Below are 17,042 nucleotides of genomic sequence, written 5' to 3' on the forward strand. Positions count from 1 at the left end.
CCGTCACTGCAGCCGGAACTCCATCATCGCGATCGCGTCGTCGACAGCGACGATGAGATTCTCCAGCCGGGTGTACGGGTCGGGCGCCGACAGGGCCGCCTGCCGGTCGGTCGGGCCGATCGGCAGGCGCGCGGCCAGCTCGTAGGAGCGCACCGTCGGGTCGTCGGACAGCCCGTCGAGCGAGGCCGACGGCGGTGGCCGCCGGATCCCGGAGCGGCGCGCGAGCTGCGCGGTGAGCGTGTGCAGCCGGTCGGCGCGTTTGCGCAGGTCGGCCAGCAGTTCGCTGTCGTCGGCGCCGACGCCGTCGGGCCACACCGACACCTCGGCTCGCGGATACGGCGCGTCGGTGAGCCACTCGTCGACCCGGATCCGCTCGGTGCCCGCGCAGCGCAACCGGAACCGCGAGCCCGACAGCTCGACGACATCGGTGATCCGGGCGAGGACGCCGAGGTCGGTCCGGACCTCGCCGCCGCCGACCTCGTGGCCCCGCGCGATGAGGACCACGCCGAACTCGGGCTCCCGCCGCCCGTCGAGGCAGTCCTCGACCAACGCGACATAGCGCGGCTCGAAGATCTGCAACGACAGCGGCTCGCCGGGCAGTAGGACCGCGCCCAACGGGAACATAGGGATCTCCACCCTCACAGCATGCCCGCTGTCGCGCAGACCGTGCCCATCCGACATGCGCGAGCGTCAGATCCCCGGGTCATCCCTTCGCGATCGCCTCGAACACGGTCGGGTCGACCAGCGTGGAGGTGTCGCCCAGCTCCCGGCCCTCGGCCACATCGCGCAGCAGTCGGCGCATGATCTTGCCGCTGCGGGTCTTGGGCAGCTCGGGCACCAGGTGGATCTCGCGCGGCCGGGCGATCGGGCTGATCTCCAGGGAGACAGCGGCCTTGAGCTCGGTGACCAGCGTGTCGTCCGGCGCGGCCGAGCCGGTGAGGATGACGAACGCGACGATGCCCTGCCCGGTGGTCGCGTCGGTGGCGCCGACGACGGCGGCCTCGGCCACGGCCGGGTGTCCGACGAGGGCCGATTCGACTTCGGCGGTCGAGATGCGATGGCCGGACACGTTCATCACGTCGTCGACCCGGCCCAGGATCCACAGGTCGCCGTCGGCGTCGAGCTTGGCGCCGTCCCCGGCGAAGTACCACCCCTCGGAAGCGAAACGCTGCCAATAGGTTTCACGGAAGCGGTCCATGTCGTTCCAGATTCCGCGCAGCATCGACGGCCACGGCTGATCCAGGACCAGCAGACCTGAGGCGTCGTTGTCCAGCGGGGTGCCGTCGTCGTCGACCACCGTCGCCGAGATCCCCGGCAGCGGCGCGGTCGCGGCGCCCGGCTTGGTGGCGGTGACGCCGGGCAGTGGCGAGATCATGATGGCGCCGGTTTCGGTTTGCCACCAGGTGTCGACGATCGGGGTCTTGTTGGCGCCGAGGACGTCTCGGTACCAGCGCCAGGCTTCGGGGTTGATGGGTTCGCCGACGGAGCCGAGCAGGCGCAGGGTGGTGAGGTTGTGGGCGTCGGGGATCTCGCGTCCCCATTTCATGAAGGTGCGGATCAGGGTGGGGGCGGTGTAGTAGATGGTGACGCCGTATTTTTCGATGATCTCGAAGTGGCGGTGTTCGTTGGGGGAGTTGGGGGTGCCTTCGTAGACGACTTGGGTGGCGCGGTTGGCGAGGGGGCCGTAGACGATGTAGCTGTGGCCGGTGACCCAGCCGATGTCGGCGGTGCACCAATAGATGTCGGTGCCGGGTTTGTGGTCGAAGACGTTGTGGTGGGTGTAGGCGGCTTGGGTGAGGTAGCCGCCGGTGGTGTGCAGGATGCCTTTGGGTTTTCCGGTGGTGCCGGAGGTGTAGAGGATGAACAGGGGGTGTTCGGCGGGGAAGGGCTGGGCTTCGTGCGACGGCGAAGCGAGCGAGACGGTTTCGTCCCACCACAGGTCGCGGACCGGCGTCCAGGGCACGTCAAGGCCGGTGCGGCGCACCACCAGCACACGCTCGACCGAGGTCGGGTCGTCGCCGAGCGCCTCGTCCACCGCCGACTTCAGCGGCGCGGGCTTGCCACGGCGCCACTGCCCGTCGGTCGTCACGATCAGGCGCGCCTGCGCGTCGTCGACGCGCTGGCGCAGCGCCGTCGGCGAGAAGCCGGCGAACACCACCGAGTGGGTGAGACCCAGCCGGGCGCAGGCCAGCATCGACACGATCGCCTCGGGCACCATCGGCATGTAGATCGCGACGCGATCACCGGCGACCAGCCCGAGCGCGGTGAACGCGTTGGCCGCGCGGGAGACCTCGTCGAGCAGTTCGCGGTAGGTGATGTCGCGGGAGTCGCCCGGTTCGCCTTCCCAGTGGATGGCGACCTGGTCGCCGTGTCCGTCGATGACGTGGCGGTCGACGCAGTTGTAGGCGACGTTGAGCTCGCCGTCGGCGAACCAGCGCGCGACCGGGGCGTCGCTCCAGTCGAGCACCTGGGTGAACGGCGTGTGCCAGTGCAGCCGGTTGGCCTGCTCGGCCCAGAAACCGTCACGATCGGTGCCGGCCCGCTCGGCCAGCGAGGCATCGGCATTCGCCTGCGCGACGAACTCCGCGGTGGGCGGGTAGCTGGTCGCGTGGTCGGGCCGGGTGGGGTCGGTGACTGCACCGGTCACAAGAGATCTCCTTCGAACAACAGGGGTGAAACCCGTGCCGGTGGTGGGGAACCACCGGCACGGGCAGGGCAACGTCAGTGCGAGATCGCCTTCTCCGCACCGACGCCGGTCAGGGCGCGCACTTCCATCTCCGCGGCCTTGGCGGTGTCGACCTGCTCGCCACGGTCACCGACGAAGGTGCCGATCACGCCGAGCGCGAAGGCCAGCGGGATGGACACGATGCCGGGGTTGGACAGCGGGAACCAGTGGAAATCGGTCCCGGTGATCATCGAGGTCTTGGTGCCCGACACCGCCGGGGAGAACACGATGAGCACGATCGTCGAGATCAGGCCGCCGTACATCGACCACAGCGCGCCGGTGGTGTTGAAGCGCTTCCAGAACAGCGAGTACAGGATCGTCGGCAGGTTCGCCGCCGCCGCCACCGCGAACGCCAGCGCCACCAGGAACGCGATGTTCTGGCCGTTGGCGAGGATGCCGAGCCCGATCGCGAGCACACCGATCACCACGGCGGTGATCCGCGAGACCCGCACCTGCTTGCGCTCGTCGACCTTGCCCTTCTTGATCACGCTGGCGTAGATGTCGTGGGCGAACGAGGCCGAGGCCGTGATCGTCAGACCGGCGACGACCGCCAGGATCGTCGCGAACGCGACCGCGGAGATCACGCCGAGCAGGATCACACCGCCGAGTTCGAACGCCAGCAGCGGGGCCGCCGAGTTCTGGCCACCGGCCGCGGCCAGGATCTTGTCCGGGCCGACGATGGCCGCCGCGCCGTACCCGAGCACCAGGGTGAACAGGTAGAATGCGCCGATCAGGCTGATCGCCCAGACCACCGAGCGCCGAGCCTCCTTCGCGGTCGGGACCGTGTAGAAGCGCATCAGCACGTGCGGCAGACCCGCGGTGCCCAGCACCAGCGCCAGGCCCAGCGACAGGAAGTTCAGCTTCGAGGTGTCGCTGCCGCCGTACTGCGCGCCGGGCGCGAGCACATCGCGGGCGGCGACGGCCTTGTTGGTCGACTCGCTCACCGATTCCTGGGCGGCACCGAGGATGTCGGAGAAGTTGAAGCCGAACTTCGCCAGCACCATCACCGTCATCAGCGCGGCGCCCGCGATCAGCAGCACCGCCTTGATGATCTGCACCCAGGTGGTGCCCTTCATGCCGCCGACCAGCACGTAGACGATCATCAGCACGCCGACGATCGCGATCACGACCGATTGGCCCGCGCGACTGGAGATGTCGAGCAGCAGCGCGACCAGACCGCCGGCGCCCGCCATCTGCGCCAGCAGGTAGAACAGCGACACGGTCAGCGTGGTCAGCGCGGCCGCGGTGCGCACCGGGCCTTCCTTCAATCGGAAGCTGAGCACGTCGGCCATGGTGAATTTGCCGGTGTTGCGCAGCATTTCGGCCACCAGGAGCAGCGCGACCAGCCAGGCGACGAGGAAGCCGATCGAGTACAGGAACCCGTCGTAGCCGTAGACGGCGATCGCGCCCGCGATGCCGAGGAAGCTGGCCGCCGACAGGTAGTCACCGGCGATGGCGATGCCGTTCTGCGGACCGGAGAAGCCACGACCGCCGGTGAAATAGTCGGCGGCACTGGCGTTGTTGCGGCTGGCCCGGATCACCACGACCATGGTGACCGCGACGAACAGCGCGAAGATGGCGATATTGGCGACGGGGTTACCCACCGTCGTGTCCGCGGCAAGGATGTTCACGCGCGGCCTTCCTCGAGAGACTCGCGAATGGCCGCGGCGCGCGGATCCAGCTCACGATTGGCGAAGCGGACGTAGAGCCCGGTGATGAGGAATGTGGAGACGAACTGCCCGAGGCCGAGCAGCAGACCCACGTTGATGTTGCCGAAGACCTTCGTGGCCATGAAGTCGTGCGCGTACGCGCCGAGCACCACGTAGCTGAGGTACCACAGCAGGAACAGCGCGGTCATCGGGAAGACGAAGCGGCGCAGGCGATTGCGCAGATCCTGGAACTGCGGGCTCGCCTGCACGGCGAGCCATTCCTCGGCACTCGGCGCGCGCCGGTCGGGCGCTTCTTCGGTATCGGTTTCGGTCATGCTCGAGGTCCTAGCGTGAGGGGGTCGTGCGTGGGATGACGGTAAGACGGCGAGCGGACGCGCAGGATGGTGTGGCCTGGGTCACTCGGTGAAAGCCGTCACATGTGCGGTGAACGGTCGCTGTGGCGCGACGAACGGTCAGCGCGAGATCACCGGTGGGCGGCCGATTCGGGGTCGCGGTCGGCGCTCATCCCGAGCCGTTCCGGTGCGTGCATCCGCAGGAAGATCCCGGCGATCGCGCGCTTGTCCTGCTTCCTGGTCAGCAGGCTCACCAGGATCGTCACCGCGAACGCCAGCGGCACACTCACCGCGCCCGGGTAGTCCACGATCGCCGAGGCCCAGCCGCCCGCCAGTTCGGGCGAGACCCCGCCGAGGACCGCGAGCACCGTCGCGCCACCGGCGGTGATGCCACCGGTCAGGAGTCCGCTCGCCGCACCCGCTGCGGTGAGCCCGCGCCACCAGATGCCCAGCACCAGCAGCGGACACAGGGTCGAGGCGGCCACCGAGAAGGCGAGCGCGACCGTGCGTGAGAGATCAAGGGACGCGACCGTCAGCGCCAGGGTCAGCGGGACGAGCCCGGCGACCAGCGCGGCGGCGCGGAAGTCCCGGATCCGGCCCCGCAGCACGTCGGTGCTGAGCACCCCGGCGAGGCTGACCAGCAAACCCGAGGACGTCGACAGGAACGCCGCGATGGCTCCCGCCGCGGCGAGGGCGGCGAGCAGCTGTCCGCCGAGGCCACCGAGCACCGCACCGGGCAGCAGGACGACGGCCGCGTCGGAGGCGCCGGTGATCAGCAGCTGCGGCACGTACAGCCGGGCGAAGACGCCGAGCAGGATCGGGAACAGGTAGAACAGGCCGACCAGCCCGATCACGGTCAGCGCGGTCCGGCGGGCCGACGGTCCGTCGCGGTTGGTGTAGAACCGGACCAGCACGTGCGGTAGCCCCATGGTGCCGAGGAAGGTCGCCACGATCAGCGAGAACACCTGGTACTGGGGGTGTTCGCCGCCCAAGCCGCCGCCGGGTGCCACCCAGCCCGCGCCGTCGGCGGGTGCGCCGGCGACCACCGGTACCGCCGATCCCGCGTCGAGGATCAGTTCGGTGTTCGCGGCCAGGGTGTGGTCGCCGGGGGTGAGCAGGACCGGCCCGTCCTCGCTGCGTCCGTCGAGGGTGCCGAACACGGTGACCTGCTGGGAGACATCCAGGTGCACCACCACATCGGTCGAGATGTCGACGGTGGTGCGCTCGGCCACCGTCGACGGCGCCGCCGTGCCGACCGGGCGTTCGTCGGCGAGGAAGTGCAGGCCCAGCACCAGCGCGGGCACCGCCACCGCGGTCAGTTTCAGCCAGTACTGGAAGGCCTGCACCAATGTCACCGATCGCATGCCGCCGCCGATCACATTCGCCAGCACGATCATCCCGACCGCGACGGCGCCCACCCAGGACGGCGCGCCGAGCAGGATGTGCAGCGTGAGCCCGGCGCCCTGGAACTGCGGGATCAGATACACCGCGCAGACGACGACGACCAGCCCGGCGGCCATGCGCCGCAACCGGATCGAGCCCAGCCGGAACTCCGCGAAGTCGGGGACCGTGTACGCGCCGGAGCGGCGCAGGGGAGCGGCGACGAACATCAGCAGCCCGAGGTAGCCCGCGGTGAAGCCCACCGGATACCACAGCGCGTCGGTCCCGTACTTGGCGATGAGCCCGGCGACGCCGAGAAACGACGCGGCGGACAGGTATTCGCCCGAGATCGCCGCCGCGTTCCACCGGGAGCCGACCGTGCGGGAGGCGACCAGGAAGTCGGAGGTGGTGCGCGAGAGGCGAACTCCGTAGAAGCCGATGCCGATCGTGGCGAGAGCCGCCAACACGAGGGCGGTCACGGTGAGGGCGGGATTGCCGACGCTCATCGGGGGCATCCGGGCGGCGCCGAGGTCACGCGGGGCGGGGTCGGGCCGTCGGCCTCGCGCGGAATCGTCGCGCCGGTGGTGGTCCGCGGCGCAGGCACGGCGGTGAGGTCGCGGGCGGTCATGTTCAGTCCCCGGCCAGTTCGAGGAAGTCGTCTTCGTTGCGCTGGGCAAGGCGCACGTACAGCCGTCCCACCGCGTAGAGCGTGGGGAACGCGAGGAAACCGAGAATCAGCCAGGGCAGCCGGATGCCGAGGACGGTCGTCTCGGCCACGGCATCGATGCCGAACAGCACCGGCAGCGTGCCGAACCCGGCGACGACGACCAGGCCGAGGCGCAGTGCCAGGCCGAGTTGCGCGCGGATCAGACCGCTGATGAGGGCGGCGCCGAGATCGGTCTGCTCGACCACTTCGGTGCGCGTGCGAACCTGCCGCGCGCCCCGCCGCTGCGCCAGCACCACGCGCTCGCGGGGCGGGCGCTGCGGTCCGGTCATCGCTGCGACCAGTTCTGTCGCGGGCCGTGCACCAGCCGCTGCTTGAGTTCGCGTACCTGCCGTCGGCTCACCGGCAGTTCCACCGCCCCGGCCGCGCCCTCGGCCCGCAGACACACCACCGTGCCGGTGCCCACGCTGCGCAGCCCGGTGACCAGGCGTAACGCCACCAGGTACGAGCGGTGCACCCGCAGGAACCCGGCGTCCGCCCATCGTGCCTCGAGCGCCGAGAGCGGAATCCGCACCAGGTGCGATCCGGTGCCGGTGTGCAACCGCGCGTAATCGCCGTCGGCCTCGACCCAGGCGACATCGGCCCGGTTCACCAGGGTCGTGACCCCGCCGAGCTCCACCGGGATCACCTCGCTCGGATGCGCCGGTTCCGGCGGTGTCGCCGCGGGCGCCGACACCCTGGCGGCGAGAATCCGCCGCACCGCCTCCGCCAGTCGCGCCGCGCGCAACGGCTTCAGCAGATAGTCGACGGCCCCGAGGTCGAACGCCGCCACCGCGTGATCGTCGTGCGCGGTCACGAACACCACCGCGGGCGGCTCCGCGAACTCCGACAGGATCCCCGCCAGCTCCATCCCCGTGAGCCCCGGCATATCGATGTCGAGGAACACCGCGTCGATCGGATGGGCCCGCAACAACCGCAGCGCACTGGTCGACTCGCTCGCCCGATGGATCTCCCCGACCCCGGCCTGCGCGCTCAGCAGGTACACGAGCTCGTCGAGCGCGGGCTTCTCGTCATCGACAGCGAGCACCCGCAGCGCGGTCGGTGATTCTTCGGTGGTCCAGGTCACAGCCCATCCATGGTAGCGGCACGTGGACGCGCGGCGTACCCGGACAGCGGCCAGGTCTTCGGGCCGGTTCGCCCACCGACCTGCGCCGCATCACCCTGCCTCGGGTCAGGAACCGGAACCGGTGGAGGGCAAGCCACCCCCGCGGGGCAGGCCCGGGTACTGGGCGAAGACCCAGTTGTCGGCTTCGGTGACGAGGGCGGGGGCGACCCCCGCGATCGCCGAGCCGCCGTCGCTGTTGAGGACGGTGATGATCTGCGGGCCCGCGGCCGTACCGGTCACGTAGGGGCCGCCGCTGGATCCGCCACCGACGTGGCACTCGGACTGGTCGGTGACCCGGTGTACGGCGGCGCGGCCCCGGCCGGGGAAATAGGTGTAATCGCCCACGCACGCCGACATCAGCACGGCGTTGTACGGTTCGGGACCGGGGTAGCCGAGCAGTGTCGACTGGACCGACTGGCTGCTCGACAGTGCCGGGTGCACCTTCAGGCCGCCACCGGTGGCCGCCGAGACGACGCGGTTGCCCTCGGCGGGGCGGATCGCGAGCACGGCGACATCGGGAACGCTGCCGTCCACGGGGATCTCGGAGGTGAAGGCCCTGTCGACCACCCAGTCACCGTAGGGGCGCTGCCCGTCGTGCCAGGCCGGGGTGAATGTCGCCCTGCCGGCCGCGATCAGCGCCGCGTCGTTGTCGATGCAGTGACGCGCGGTGATCGCCAAGGCGCCGCTCGGACTGTCGAGCACCGTCGCGGTGCACAGCCCGCCGGTGGTGAGCCTGCCGACCTTGCGGGTCACCTCGTTGCCGGTGTAGGGCGCGGAGACGAAATAGCCGCCCTTACCGTTGGTTTTCAGTGATCCGTCGTCGTTCTTCACCAGCCGGCTGTAGAGCAGCGAGCCACTGGGATCCGGTTGCACGGCACTGTCGGCCGTGGCGTGGGGGATCCCCCCGAGCGTGCAGGCGGCGATCGTGACCGCGGCCGCGGCGAGCCGCTGCCCTGTCCGACGAGTCTTGTTCACAGCGAATCCTGTTCGATGTCGGCGCGGTCGCCGACGCAGCCAGGTCGGCAACGCCGCGCAAGGGGGTGGAAGCCCGCGGGGCGCCGTCGTCACCCCAGCGCCCAGTGGGTGAACGAGATGTTAGCTGTGAACAGGCGTCACAGTATCGGTTTCCGAAACAGATATGTTTAAGAGTGTGTGACGAGCGTGCGATCATCCGCGATCCGCCCGTCCGGGAACCCGGTCGTTCAGGCGCGGATGCCCGCACGGAATTTGGGGACGCGCATGCTGACCTTGGTGCCCGCCCCGGGGGCGGTGTCCACGACCAGCCCGTAGTCGTTGCCGAAGGCGGCGCGCAGGCGGTCGTCGACGTTGGCGAGGCCGACGTGGGCGGCTTCGCCGGTGCGGGCGGGGCCGGTGCCGGTGTCGACGGCGTCGAGGGCGCCCGAGCGCAGGAGTTCGGGGTCCATGCCGATGCCGTCGTCCTCGACGCTGATCAGGCAGTCGGTGCCCTCGTCGCCGGCGACGATGCTCAAGTGCCCGCCGCGACCGCCGCCGCCGAGGCCGTGCCGCACCGCGTTCTCCACCAGCGGTTGCAGGGCCAGGAACGGCAGCACCACGCCGAGTACCTCGGGTGCGATCTGCAACCGCACGTCGAGTGCGTCGCCGAAGCGGGCCTGTTCCAGCGCGAGGTAGCGCTCGATATTGCGCAGTTCGTCGGCGAGGACGGTGAATTCGCCCGCGGCGCGGAACGAATAGCGGGTGAAGTCGGCGAATTCGAGGATGAGTTCGCGGGCCCGGTCGGGATCGGTGCGGACGAAGGAGGCGATCGTATTGAGCGCGTTGTAGATGAAATGCGGACTGATCTGCGCCCGCAGCGCCCGCAGTTCGGCCCGGTCGACCCGGGCCCTCGAGGCGTCCAGCTCGGCCAGCTCCAGCTGCCCGCACGCATACCGGGCGACCTCACCCGCCGCCCCGAGCATGCCGGGTCCCGGCTTCCCGGTGGTCACCATCCCGAGTGCCCCCACCGCCGCCCCTGTCTCGATCAGCAGCGGCTGCGCGATGAGCGAATGCTCGTCCCCACCGACCAGCACCGCCCGTTCATCGGCGATCGCCCGCCGCGCCGCCTCGGCGAACGCCTCGACCATCTCCGGATGCGGCCCATCCCACGCCAGCAGCGTCGCCTCCGCGTCCACCACTCCCAGCGCCTCGGCCCCGGCCAGCGCCCGCAGATGCGGCGCCGCCTCCCGCGCCGCCTCCGCCGTCAACCCCCGCCGCAACGGCACCGCCGCCAGCGACGCGGTATGCAACGCCTGATGAACGGCCCGCTGGGCAGGCGTGGTCACCACCCGCTGCGTCCGTCGCCACACCAGCCAGGCGGTGGCCACGACGATCACCACACCGGCCAGCGCCACCGCTGTGGTCGTCACCGTGCACTCCTGTCCGCTCGCATCCGGCGATTATCGCCGCAGTCCGCCGTCGCGCGCCGATGCGCGCGCCCGGTGCCCGCGCGCCCCGGTGAACCAGCGGAAAACAGACGTTGCCGAGGACTCGCCGGTGACCTTCGCCACGACACGCCGCAACCGTCCAGCACGGGGGCGGGGTGCCCGTGTGGCACGCGAAATGTTGTCGGACCCACGTGCCTAGAATGCCTAGGCCAACCCCCGTCGACACCCTGGGAGGAAGGACCGTCTTGGCTCCGTCCGGATCGTTCGTTCACCTGCACAACCACACCGAGTACTCCATGCTCGATGGTGCGGCGAAGATTTCGCCGCTGTTCGCGGAGGCGGAACGGCTGGGCATGACCGCCGTCGGCATGACCGACCACGGCAACATGTACGGCGCCTCGGAGTTCTACAACAGCGCCAAGAAGGCCGGCATCAAGCCGATCATCGGCATCGAGGCCTATATCGCGCCGGAGTCGCGGTTCAACACCAAGCGGGTGCAGTGGGGCGATCCCGGTCAGAAGAGCGACGACGTGTCGGGTTCGGGCGCCTACACCCACATGACCATGGTCGCCGAGAACGCGACCGGCCTGCGCAACCTGTTCAAACTGTCGAGCCTGGCCTCCATCGAGGGTCAGCTGGGCAAGTGGGCGCGCATGGACGAGGAGATCATCGCGCAGTATGCGGAGGGCATCATCGCCACGACGGGTTGCCCGTCGGGTGAGGTGCAGACCCGGCTGCGCCTCGGTCACGAGCGCGAGGCGCTCGAGGCCGCCGCGAAGTGGCAGGAGATCTTCGGCAAGGAGAACTTCTTCCTCGAGGTGATGGACCACGGCCTGTCCATCGAGCGCCGGGTCCGCGAGGGCTTGCTCAGCATCAGCAAGCAGCTCGACATTCCGCCCATCGCCACCAACGACTGCCACTACGTCACCAAGGACCAGTCGACCAATCACGAAGCGCTGCTGTGCATCCAGACCGGCAAGACGCTCTCGGACCCGACCCGCTTCAAGTTCGACGGTGACGGCTACTACCTGAAGTCCGCCGCGGAGATGCGCGCGATCTGGGACGCGGAGGTCCCCGGCGCCTGCGACAACACCGAACTCATCGGCGAACGCGTGCAGTCCTACGACGACGTGTGGGCCCACCGCGACCGGATGCCGATCTTCCCGGTGCCCGAGGGCCACACCCAGGCCACCTGGCTGCGCAAGGAAGTCCTCGACGGTCTGGATCGCCGCTTCCCCGACGGCCCGCCGCAGGACTACCTCGCCCGCGCCGACTACGAACTCGGCGTCATCTGCGAAATGGGTTTCCCCGCCTACTTCCTCGTCGTCGGTGACCTGATCCGCCATGCCCTCGAGGTCGGCATCCGCGTCGGCCCCGGCCGTGGTTCGGCCGCGGGCTCGCTCGTCGCCTACGCGATGGGCATCACCAATATCGACCCGATCCCGCACGGCCTGCTGTTCGAGCGGTTCCTCAATCCCGAGCGCGTGTCGATGCCCGATATCGATATCGACTTCGACGATCGCCGCCGCGGTGAGATGGTCCGCTACGCCACCGAGAAGTGGGGCAGCGACCGCGTCGCCCAGGTGATCACCTTCGGCACCATCAAGACCAAGGCCGCGATCAAGGACTCCGCGCGAGTCCTGTTCGGCCAGCCCGGTTTCGCCATCGCCGACCAGATCACCAAGGCGCTGCCGCCGCCGATCATGGCCAAGGACATCTCGGTCTCGGGCATCACCGACCCGGACCACGAGCGCTACAAGGAAGCCGCCGAGGTCCGTGAGCTGATCAGCTCCAACCCCGACGTCGCCAAGATCTACGAGACCGCGCGCGGCCTGGAAGGCCTGATCCGCAACGCGGGCGTGCACGCCTGCGCGGTCATCATGTCCTCCGAGCCGCTCACCGACGCGATCCCGGTGTGGAAGCGCGCGCAGGACGGCGCGATCATCACCGGCTGGGACTACCCGTCGTGTGAGGCCATCGGCCTGCTGAAGATGGACTTCCTGGGTCTGCGCAACCTCACCGTCATCGGTGACGCCCTGGAGAACATCAAGGCCAATCGCGGCATCGATCTCGACATGGATCATCTGCCGCTCAACGACCCGGCCACCTACGAGCTGCTCGCCCGCGGCGACACGCTCGGGGTGTTCCAGCTCGACGGCAGTGCCATGCGCGATCTGCTGCGCCGCATGCAGCCCACCGGCTTCGAGGACATCGTCGCCGTGCTGGCGCTGTACCGCCCCGGCCCGATGGGCATGAACGCCCACAACGACTACGCCGACCGCAAGAACGGTCGCCAAGAGGTCAAGCCGATCCACCCCGAGCTCGAAGAGCCGCTGAAAGAGATCCTGGCCGACACCTTCGGCCTGATCGTCTATCAGGAACAGATCATGCAGATCGCGCAGAAGGTCGCCGGGTACTCGCTCGGTCAGGCCGACATCCTGCGCCGCGCCATGGGTAAGAAGAAGCTCTCGGTGCTGGAGGAGGCCTACGCGGGCTTCCGCGAGGGCATGCTCAAGAACGACTTCTCCGAGCCCGCGATCAAGGCCCTGTGGGACACCATCCTCCCGTTCGCCGGCTACGCGTTCAACAAATCGCACGCCGCCGGCTACGGCCTGGTCTCCTTCTGGACCGCCTACCTCAAGGCCAACTACCCGGCCGAGTACATGGCCGGCCTGCTCACCTCCGTGGGTGACGACAAGGACAAGGCCGCGATCTACCTGTCGGACTGCCGCAAGATGGGCATCACGGTGCTGCCGCCGGATGTCAACGAGTCCGAGCAGAACTTCGCCTCGGTCGGCAAGGACATCCGCTTCGGTCTGGGCGCGGTCCGCAACGTCGGCGCCAACGTGGTGTCCTCGATCATCGCCGCGCGCAAGGAGAAGTCGAAGTTCACCGACTTCTCCGACTACCTGAACAAGATCGACGCGATCGCCTGCTCCAAGAAGGTCACCGAATCGCTCATCAAGGCAGGCGGTTTCGACTCCCTCGGGCATCCGCGCAAGGGCCTGCTGCTGATCCATTCCGATGCGATCGACGCGGTGATGTCGACCAAGAAGGCCGAGGCGATCGGCCAGTTCGACCTGTTCGGCGGCCTGGACGACGGCGACGACTCGGTGGCCTCGGTCTTCAATGTGAAGGTCCCCGAGGACGAATGGGAGACCAAGCACAAGCTCGCCCTCGAGCGCGAGATGCTGGGCCTCTATGTCTCCGGGCATCCGCTCAACGGTGTCGAGCACGTGCTGGCCGCCCAGGTCGACACGCCCATCCCGGCGATCCTGGAAGGCGACGTCAAGGACGGCGCGCAGGTGACCATCGGCGGCATCCTCGCCTCGGTCAACCGGCGGATCAACAAGAACGGCCTCGCCTGGGCCTCGGCGCAGCTCGAGGATCTCACCGGTGGCGTGGAGGTGCTGTTCTTCCCGCAGTCGTACTCGGTCTACGGCATGGACGTGGTCGAGGACGCCGTGGTGCTGGTCAAGGCGCGCGTGTCGGTCCGCGACGACCGCATCTCGCTGATCGCCAACGACCTTGTGGTGCCCGATCTCTCGGCGATCGGCGTGGCGAAGCCGGTATCGGTCGTGATGACGACCCGCATGTGCACGCCGGACAAGATCGGTGAGCTCAAGAAGGTGCTCTCGCGCCACCCCGGCACCTCCGACGTGCATGTCCGCCATGTCGGCGCGCGGGAGAAGACCACCCTGCTCAAGCTCGACGACAGCTGGCGGGTCAGCCCGTCCTCGGCGCTGATGGGCGATCTGAAGGCACTGCTCGGTCCCGGCTGCCTGGGCTGAGCCGGGCGCGGTGCTCCCGCGAGCACCGCGCGCCCCCGGCCGGTCGAGAAACGATGCTCATCGCCCGGCCGCGCAGGTCGGCGGGGACCGGGCTCGCCGCCGCGATCGCCCAGAAACCGGCGTCGACGAACGCGCTCACCACGCGCGTCCCGAACAGCATCCGGTACTCGCCGGTCAGCGCGCCGACGATATGCGCGGCCACCAGGACGGCGAGGAAGACCAGCAGGGTGTCGCACCGGGGCAGGCACAGCGTGACCGCGGCGAGCACCGGTGCCCCGACCGGCATGCCGAGCGCGAAGCCCTAGATGACCAGGCCCGCAGGGGGAATGGAGACACCGAGATCGGCGGCGAGGTCGGTGAGCAGTCCGGCGAGCATCAGCTCGGAGCTGCCCTGGGCGAAGATCGACAACCCCAGGATGCAGAGGGCGGGCGGCACGGAGAGCTCTCTCTGCGGCGACGCGCATGCCGCTGATCGTCGCGGTCAGGAACCGGGCGAGGTCGCGGGCGGGGCGGTCGGTGGTGATCTCCCCGGCGCGCTGCCCGTGATGGTGGCGGTGAGCGCGGCGAGGCTGCGGTCCTGGTCGGCGCGCAGCGTCGCCCTGACCGCGGTGTCGTGCGGGGCGAGCTCGACGGTCGAATCGAGCACCAGGCAGCCCGCCGGTTCGGCGTCCGGAGCGTCGGCGGCCTGGTCCAGGACCGCACGGAGACGATCGCGGGCCGGTGCGCCGCGGTCGAGGATCTCGAAGATGGTCGCGTTCTCGGTCGTCATGGAGCGCTGGAGCGCGCGGTCCTCGTCGAATGCTTTGGGACGGGCCATGACGGCGACCGTCGCGCGTTGTGGACATGTCAGTCCAGAACGGCCCCGGCGGGTGCTCATCGAAACCCGGCGGGCGACGAGCTAGCGTCGGGAGACGTGACGTCAGCGACTCGGCTCGATTCGCCACCACAACCCGCGCGGCCCGCGCGGCCGCGCCTGCGGGTGTCGCCGCGGGCCGTGCTGCTCGCCGCCGCCGCGCTGATCGTGGCGCAGTTGGTCCTGCGCGGCTGGGTCGCGGCGTCGGGGTTCTTCTACTGGGACGACTTCATCCTGCTCGGCGAGGTGGGGCGGCATCCGCTGTGGTCGGCGGAGTTGCTGTTCACCAGCCACGACGGACACGTGATGCCGATGGCGTTCGCGCTGACCTGGGTGGTGACCGCGGTGGCGCCGTTCGAGTGGGCAGTGGCGGCGGCCGTCCTGGTGCTGTTGCAGCTGCTGGCCTCCCTGGCCGTGCTGCGGCTGGTCGTCGTGCTGCTCGGGACCGGGCCACGCCTGCTGGTGCCGTTGACCTGCTACCTGTTCGTGCCGCTGACGGTGCCCGCCTTCGCCTGGTGGTCGGCCGCGGTGAACGCGCTGCCGCTGCAGATCGCGCTCGCCTGGGTCAGCGCGGACGCCCTGCGGCTCGTGCGCACCGGCCGCCGTCGGTACGCGGTGTCGGGCGCGGCCGGGTACGCGGTCGCGTTGCTGTGCTTCGAGAAGGCGGTGGTGGTGCTGCCGGTCGCGTTCGCGGTGGTGACGCTGTCGGCGTACGTCCGCGGGGAATCGGTGCGCGCGGTCGCCCGGCGCGGCGCCGCTCTCTGGACGGCGGCGGGCGGTGTGCTGCTGGCGTGGTCGGCGTTCTTCCTGCTGGTCATCCAGCGTCCGCGCGGGCTGTCCCGGCCCGAGCAGCCCACCGCGCTGCTGCGCCAAGCGCTCTCGGACGGCCTGGTACCCGCTCTGTTCGGGGGACCGTGGCGGTGGGAACGCTGGCAGCCCGCGACCCCGTGGGCCGATCCGCCCGGCGTGGCCGTCGCGCTGTGCTGGCTGCTGCTGATCGCGTTCGCGGCGTGGACGATCCGCACGCGCGTCCGGGTCGGCGCGGTCTGGGTGTGCGCGGCCGCCTACGTCGTCCTGACCGTCGCGCCGGTGGTGGTGCTGCGTGACGGACCGGGCACCGCGGCGCTGTTGCTGCAGTCCATCCGGTACTTCGCGGATGTCGCCGTGATCGCCTGCCTGGGACTCGCCCTGATCATGACCGCCGCGCACCGCGTGCCGCGTGGCGTCCGCGCCGGTTCCTCGGTGGCCGATGACACGGCTCACGAGGCGGGAGAACGCCTCCGTGGCGGGCTCGCGGTGCGGCAGCTCGTCGCGGAGCGAGACGACGGTGATCGCGTTGGCTTCCGCGCGGTCGCGCCCGTGGCGGCGACCGTGATCTTCCTCGTGAGCAGCGTGTTTTCAACCGTCACCTTCACCCGCTCCTGGGAGCCGAGCCCGGCCCGCACCTACGTCACCGGGGTGCGCGCCGCACTCCCGGGCGCGGACGCGCCGCTCTTGCCGCAAGAGGTTCCCTGGAACGTGCTCAACCCCTTGGCCTTCCCGCAGAACATGACCGACCAGGTATTCGCCGCGCTCGCCGGACCGGACACCTTCGCCCGCTCGACACCGCACCTGCGGATGTTCACCGACGACGGCGACCTCGTCGACGCCCAGGTGTGGTGGAACCGCTCGATCGTGCCCGCCCCGGAACCCGGCTGTGGCTACCGGATGACGCCGGGCGAGGCGCTCCGGCTGCCGCTGGACGGACCGATGCAGATCCGCGAATGGACCGCCCAGCTCAACTACCTGGCCGACCGCGACGGCGCGATCGCCGTCTCGTTCGAGGGCGCCGCCGAAACCGTCGCCGAGGTCAGGGCCGGACTGCATCCGGTCTACCTCCGCATGCTCGGCGGCGGCACGGCGCTGCGGGTCCGCGCGCTGACGCCGAACATCGAATTGTGCTTCGGCACAGGGCCGGTCGGGGTGGTGGCCCACGACTGACGTCGGCCGGAAGCCGGGAGCCCCACCGCGCGTGGCACCGGTCGCCCTGCCCGATGACCGCGCGCGTGCGATGCTGGGGC

At 69.8% G+C, this 17,042-nt stretch carries 14 protein-coding genes; 2 read left to right on the forward strand and 12 right to left on the reverse strand.

Annotated elements, in window-relative coordinates; all coding sequences use genetic code 11:
- Positions 1–3: 3 nt before the first annotated feature.
- The 9 genes from ACIO52_RS26525 to ACIO52_RS26565 all read right to left on the reverse strand — a co-directional run bounded on the left by ACIO52_RS26525 (position 4) and on the right by ACIO52_RS26565 (position 10,320).
- Complete coding sequence (locus tag ACIO52_RS26525; protein ID WP_308248642.1) at positions 4–636, reverse strand: LON peptidase substrate-binding domain-containing protein; 633 nt, start codon at positions 634–636, stop codon at positions 4–6.
- Between the two features lie 67 nt (positions 637–703).
- A complete protein-coding gene (acs, locus tag ACIO52_RS26530; protein WP_402647641.1) occupies positions 704–2,647 on the reverse strand; it encodes an acetate--CoA ligase in 1,944 nt (647 codons plus the stop codon).
- A 74-nt stretch (positions 2,648–2,721) separates the two neighbouring features.
- Positions 2,722–4,356, reverse strand: coding sequence for a cation acetate symporter (locus ACIO52_RS26535; RefSeq protein WP_402647644.1), 1,635 nt, complete (start codon positions 4,354–4,356; stop codon positions 2,722–2,724).
- Positions 4,353–4,709: a DUF485 domain-containing protein gene (locus ACIO52_RS26540; RefSeq protein ID WP_218720648.1), complete on the reverse strand. Its 357-nt coding sequence runs from the start codon at positions 4,707–4,709 to the stop codon at positions 4,353–4,355. The genes ACIO52_RS26535 and ACIO52_RS26540 overlap by 4 nt, the downstream gene beginning before the upstream one ends.
- Before the next feature lie 149 nt (positions 4,710–4,858).
- Positions 4,859–6,613 (reverse strand): cation acetate symporter, encoded by a 1,755-nt coding sequence (locus tag ACIO52_RS26545; RefSeq protein WP_218720649.1) that lies wholly within the window; start codon positions 6,611–6,613, stop codon positions 4,859–4,861.
- A gap of 124 nt (positions 6,614–6,737) precedes the next feature.
- The gene (locus tag ACIO52_RS26550) at positions 6,738–7,103 is read right to left on the reverse strand and encodes a hypothetical protein (protein WP_218720650.1); all 366 of its coding nucleotides are present in this window, start codon (positions 7,101–7,103) and stop codon (positions 6,738–6,740) included.
- A complete protein-coding gene (locus ACIO52_RS26555) occupies positions 7,100–7,897 on the reverse strand; it encodes a LytTR family DNA-binding domain-containing protein (protein ID WP_218720651.1) in 798 nt (265 codons plus the stop codon). Before ACIO52_RS26555 ends, ACIO52_RS26550 begins: the two co-directional genes overlap by 4 nt.
- 105 nt (positions 7,898–8,002) lie before the next feature.
- A complete protein-coding gene (locus tag ACIO52_RS26560) occupies positions 8,003–8,911 on the reverse strand; it encodes a trypsin-like serine peptidase (RefSeq protein ID WP_402647648.1) in 909 nt (302 codons plus the stop codon).
- A 227-nt stretch (positions 8,912–9,138) separates the two neighbouring features.
- Positions 9,139–10,320, reverse strand: a complete 1,182-nt coding sequence (locus ACIO52_RS26565; protein ID WP_218720653.1) for a sensor histidine kinase — start codon at positions 10,318–10,320, stop codon at positions 9,139–9,141.
- A 218-nt stretch (positions 10,321–10,538) separates the two neighbouring features.
- On the opposite strand from ACIO52_RS26565, the gene dnaE reads away from it, so the two are divergent.
- On the forward strand, positions 10,539–14,129 hold the full coding sequence (gene dnaE, locus ACIO52_RS26570; protein WP_218720654.1) for a DNA polymerase III subunit alpha: 3,591 nt from the start codon (positions 10,539–10,541) through the stop codon (positions 14,127–14,129).
- Here the strand turns inward: dnaE and ACIO52_RS26575 are convergent.
- From ACIO52_RS26575 to ACIO52_RS26585, 3 genes are read right to left on the reverse strand one after another with little or no spacing between them, the layout of a single operon-like run.
- On the reverse strand, positions 14,065–14,415 hold the full coding sequence (locus tag ACIO52_RS26575; protein ID WP_402647652.1) for a hypothetical protein: 351 nt from the start codon (positions 14,413–14,415) through the stop codon (positions 14,065–14,067). The two genes, dnaE and ACIO52_RS26575, sit on opposite strands and share 65 nt — an antisense overlap.
- Before the next feature lie 15 nt (positions 14,416–14,430).
- Positions 14,431–14,565, reverse strand: a complete 135-nt coding sequence (locus ACIO52_RS26580; RefSeq protein ID WP_402647655.1) for a hypothetical protein — start codon at positions 14,563–14,565, stop codon at positions 14,431–14,433.
- Positions 14,566–14,610: 45 nt separating this feature from the next.
- Positions 14,611–14,946: a hypothetical protein gene (locus ACIO52_RS26585; RefSeq protein ID WP_402647657.1), complete on the reverse strand. Its 336-nt coding sequence runs from the start codon at positions 14,944–14,946 to the stop codon at positions 14,611–14,613.
- Positions 14,947–15,042: 96 nt separating this feature from the next.
- Here ACIO52_RS26585 and ACIO52_RS26590 point away from each other — a divergent pair, with 96 nt between their 5' ends.
- Positions 15,043–16,962, forward strand: a complete 1,920-nt coding sequence (locus tag ACIO52_RS26590; protein WP_402647660.1) for a hypothetical protein — start codon at positions 15,043–15,045, stop codon at positions 16,960–16,962.
- Positions 16,963–17,042 lie beyond the last annotated feature (80 nt).

It is taken from the genome of Nocardia sp. NPDC087230 (assembly GCF_044744725.1).
GTDB lineage: Bacteria > Actinomycetota > Actinomycetes > Mycobacteriales > Mycobacteriaceae > Nocardia > Nocardia canadensis.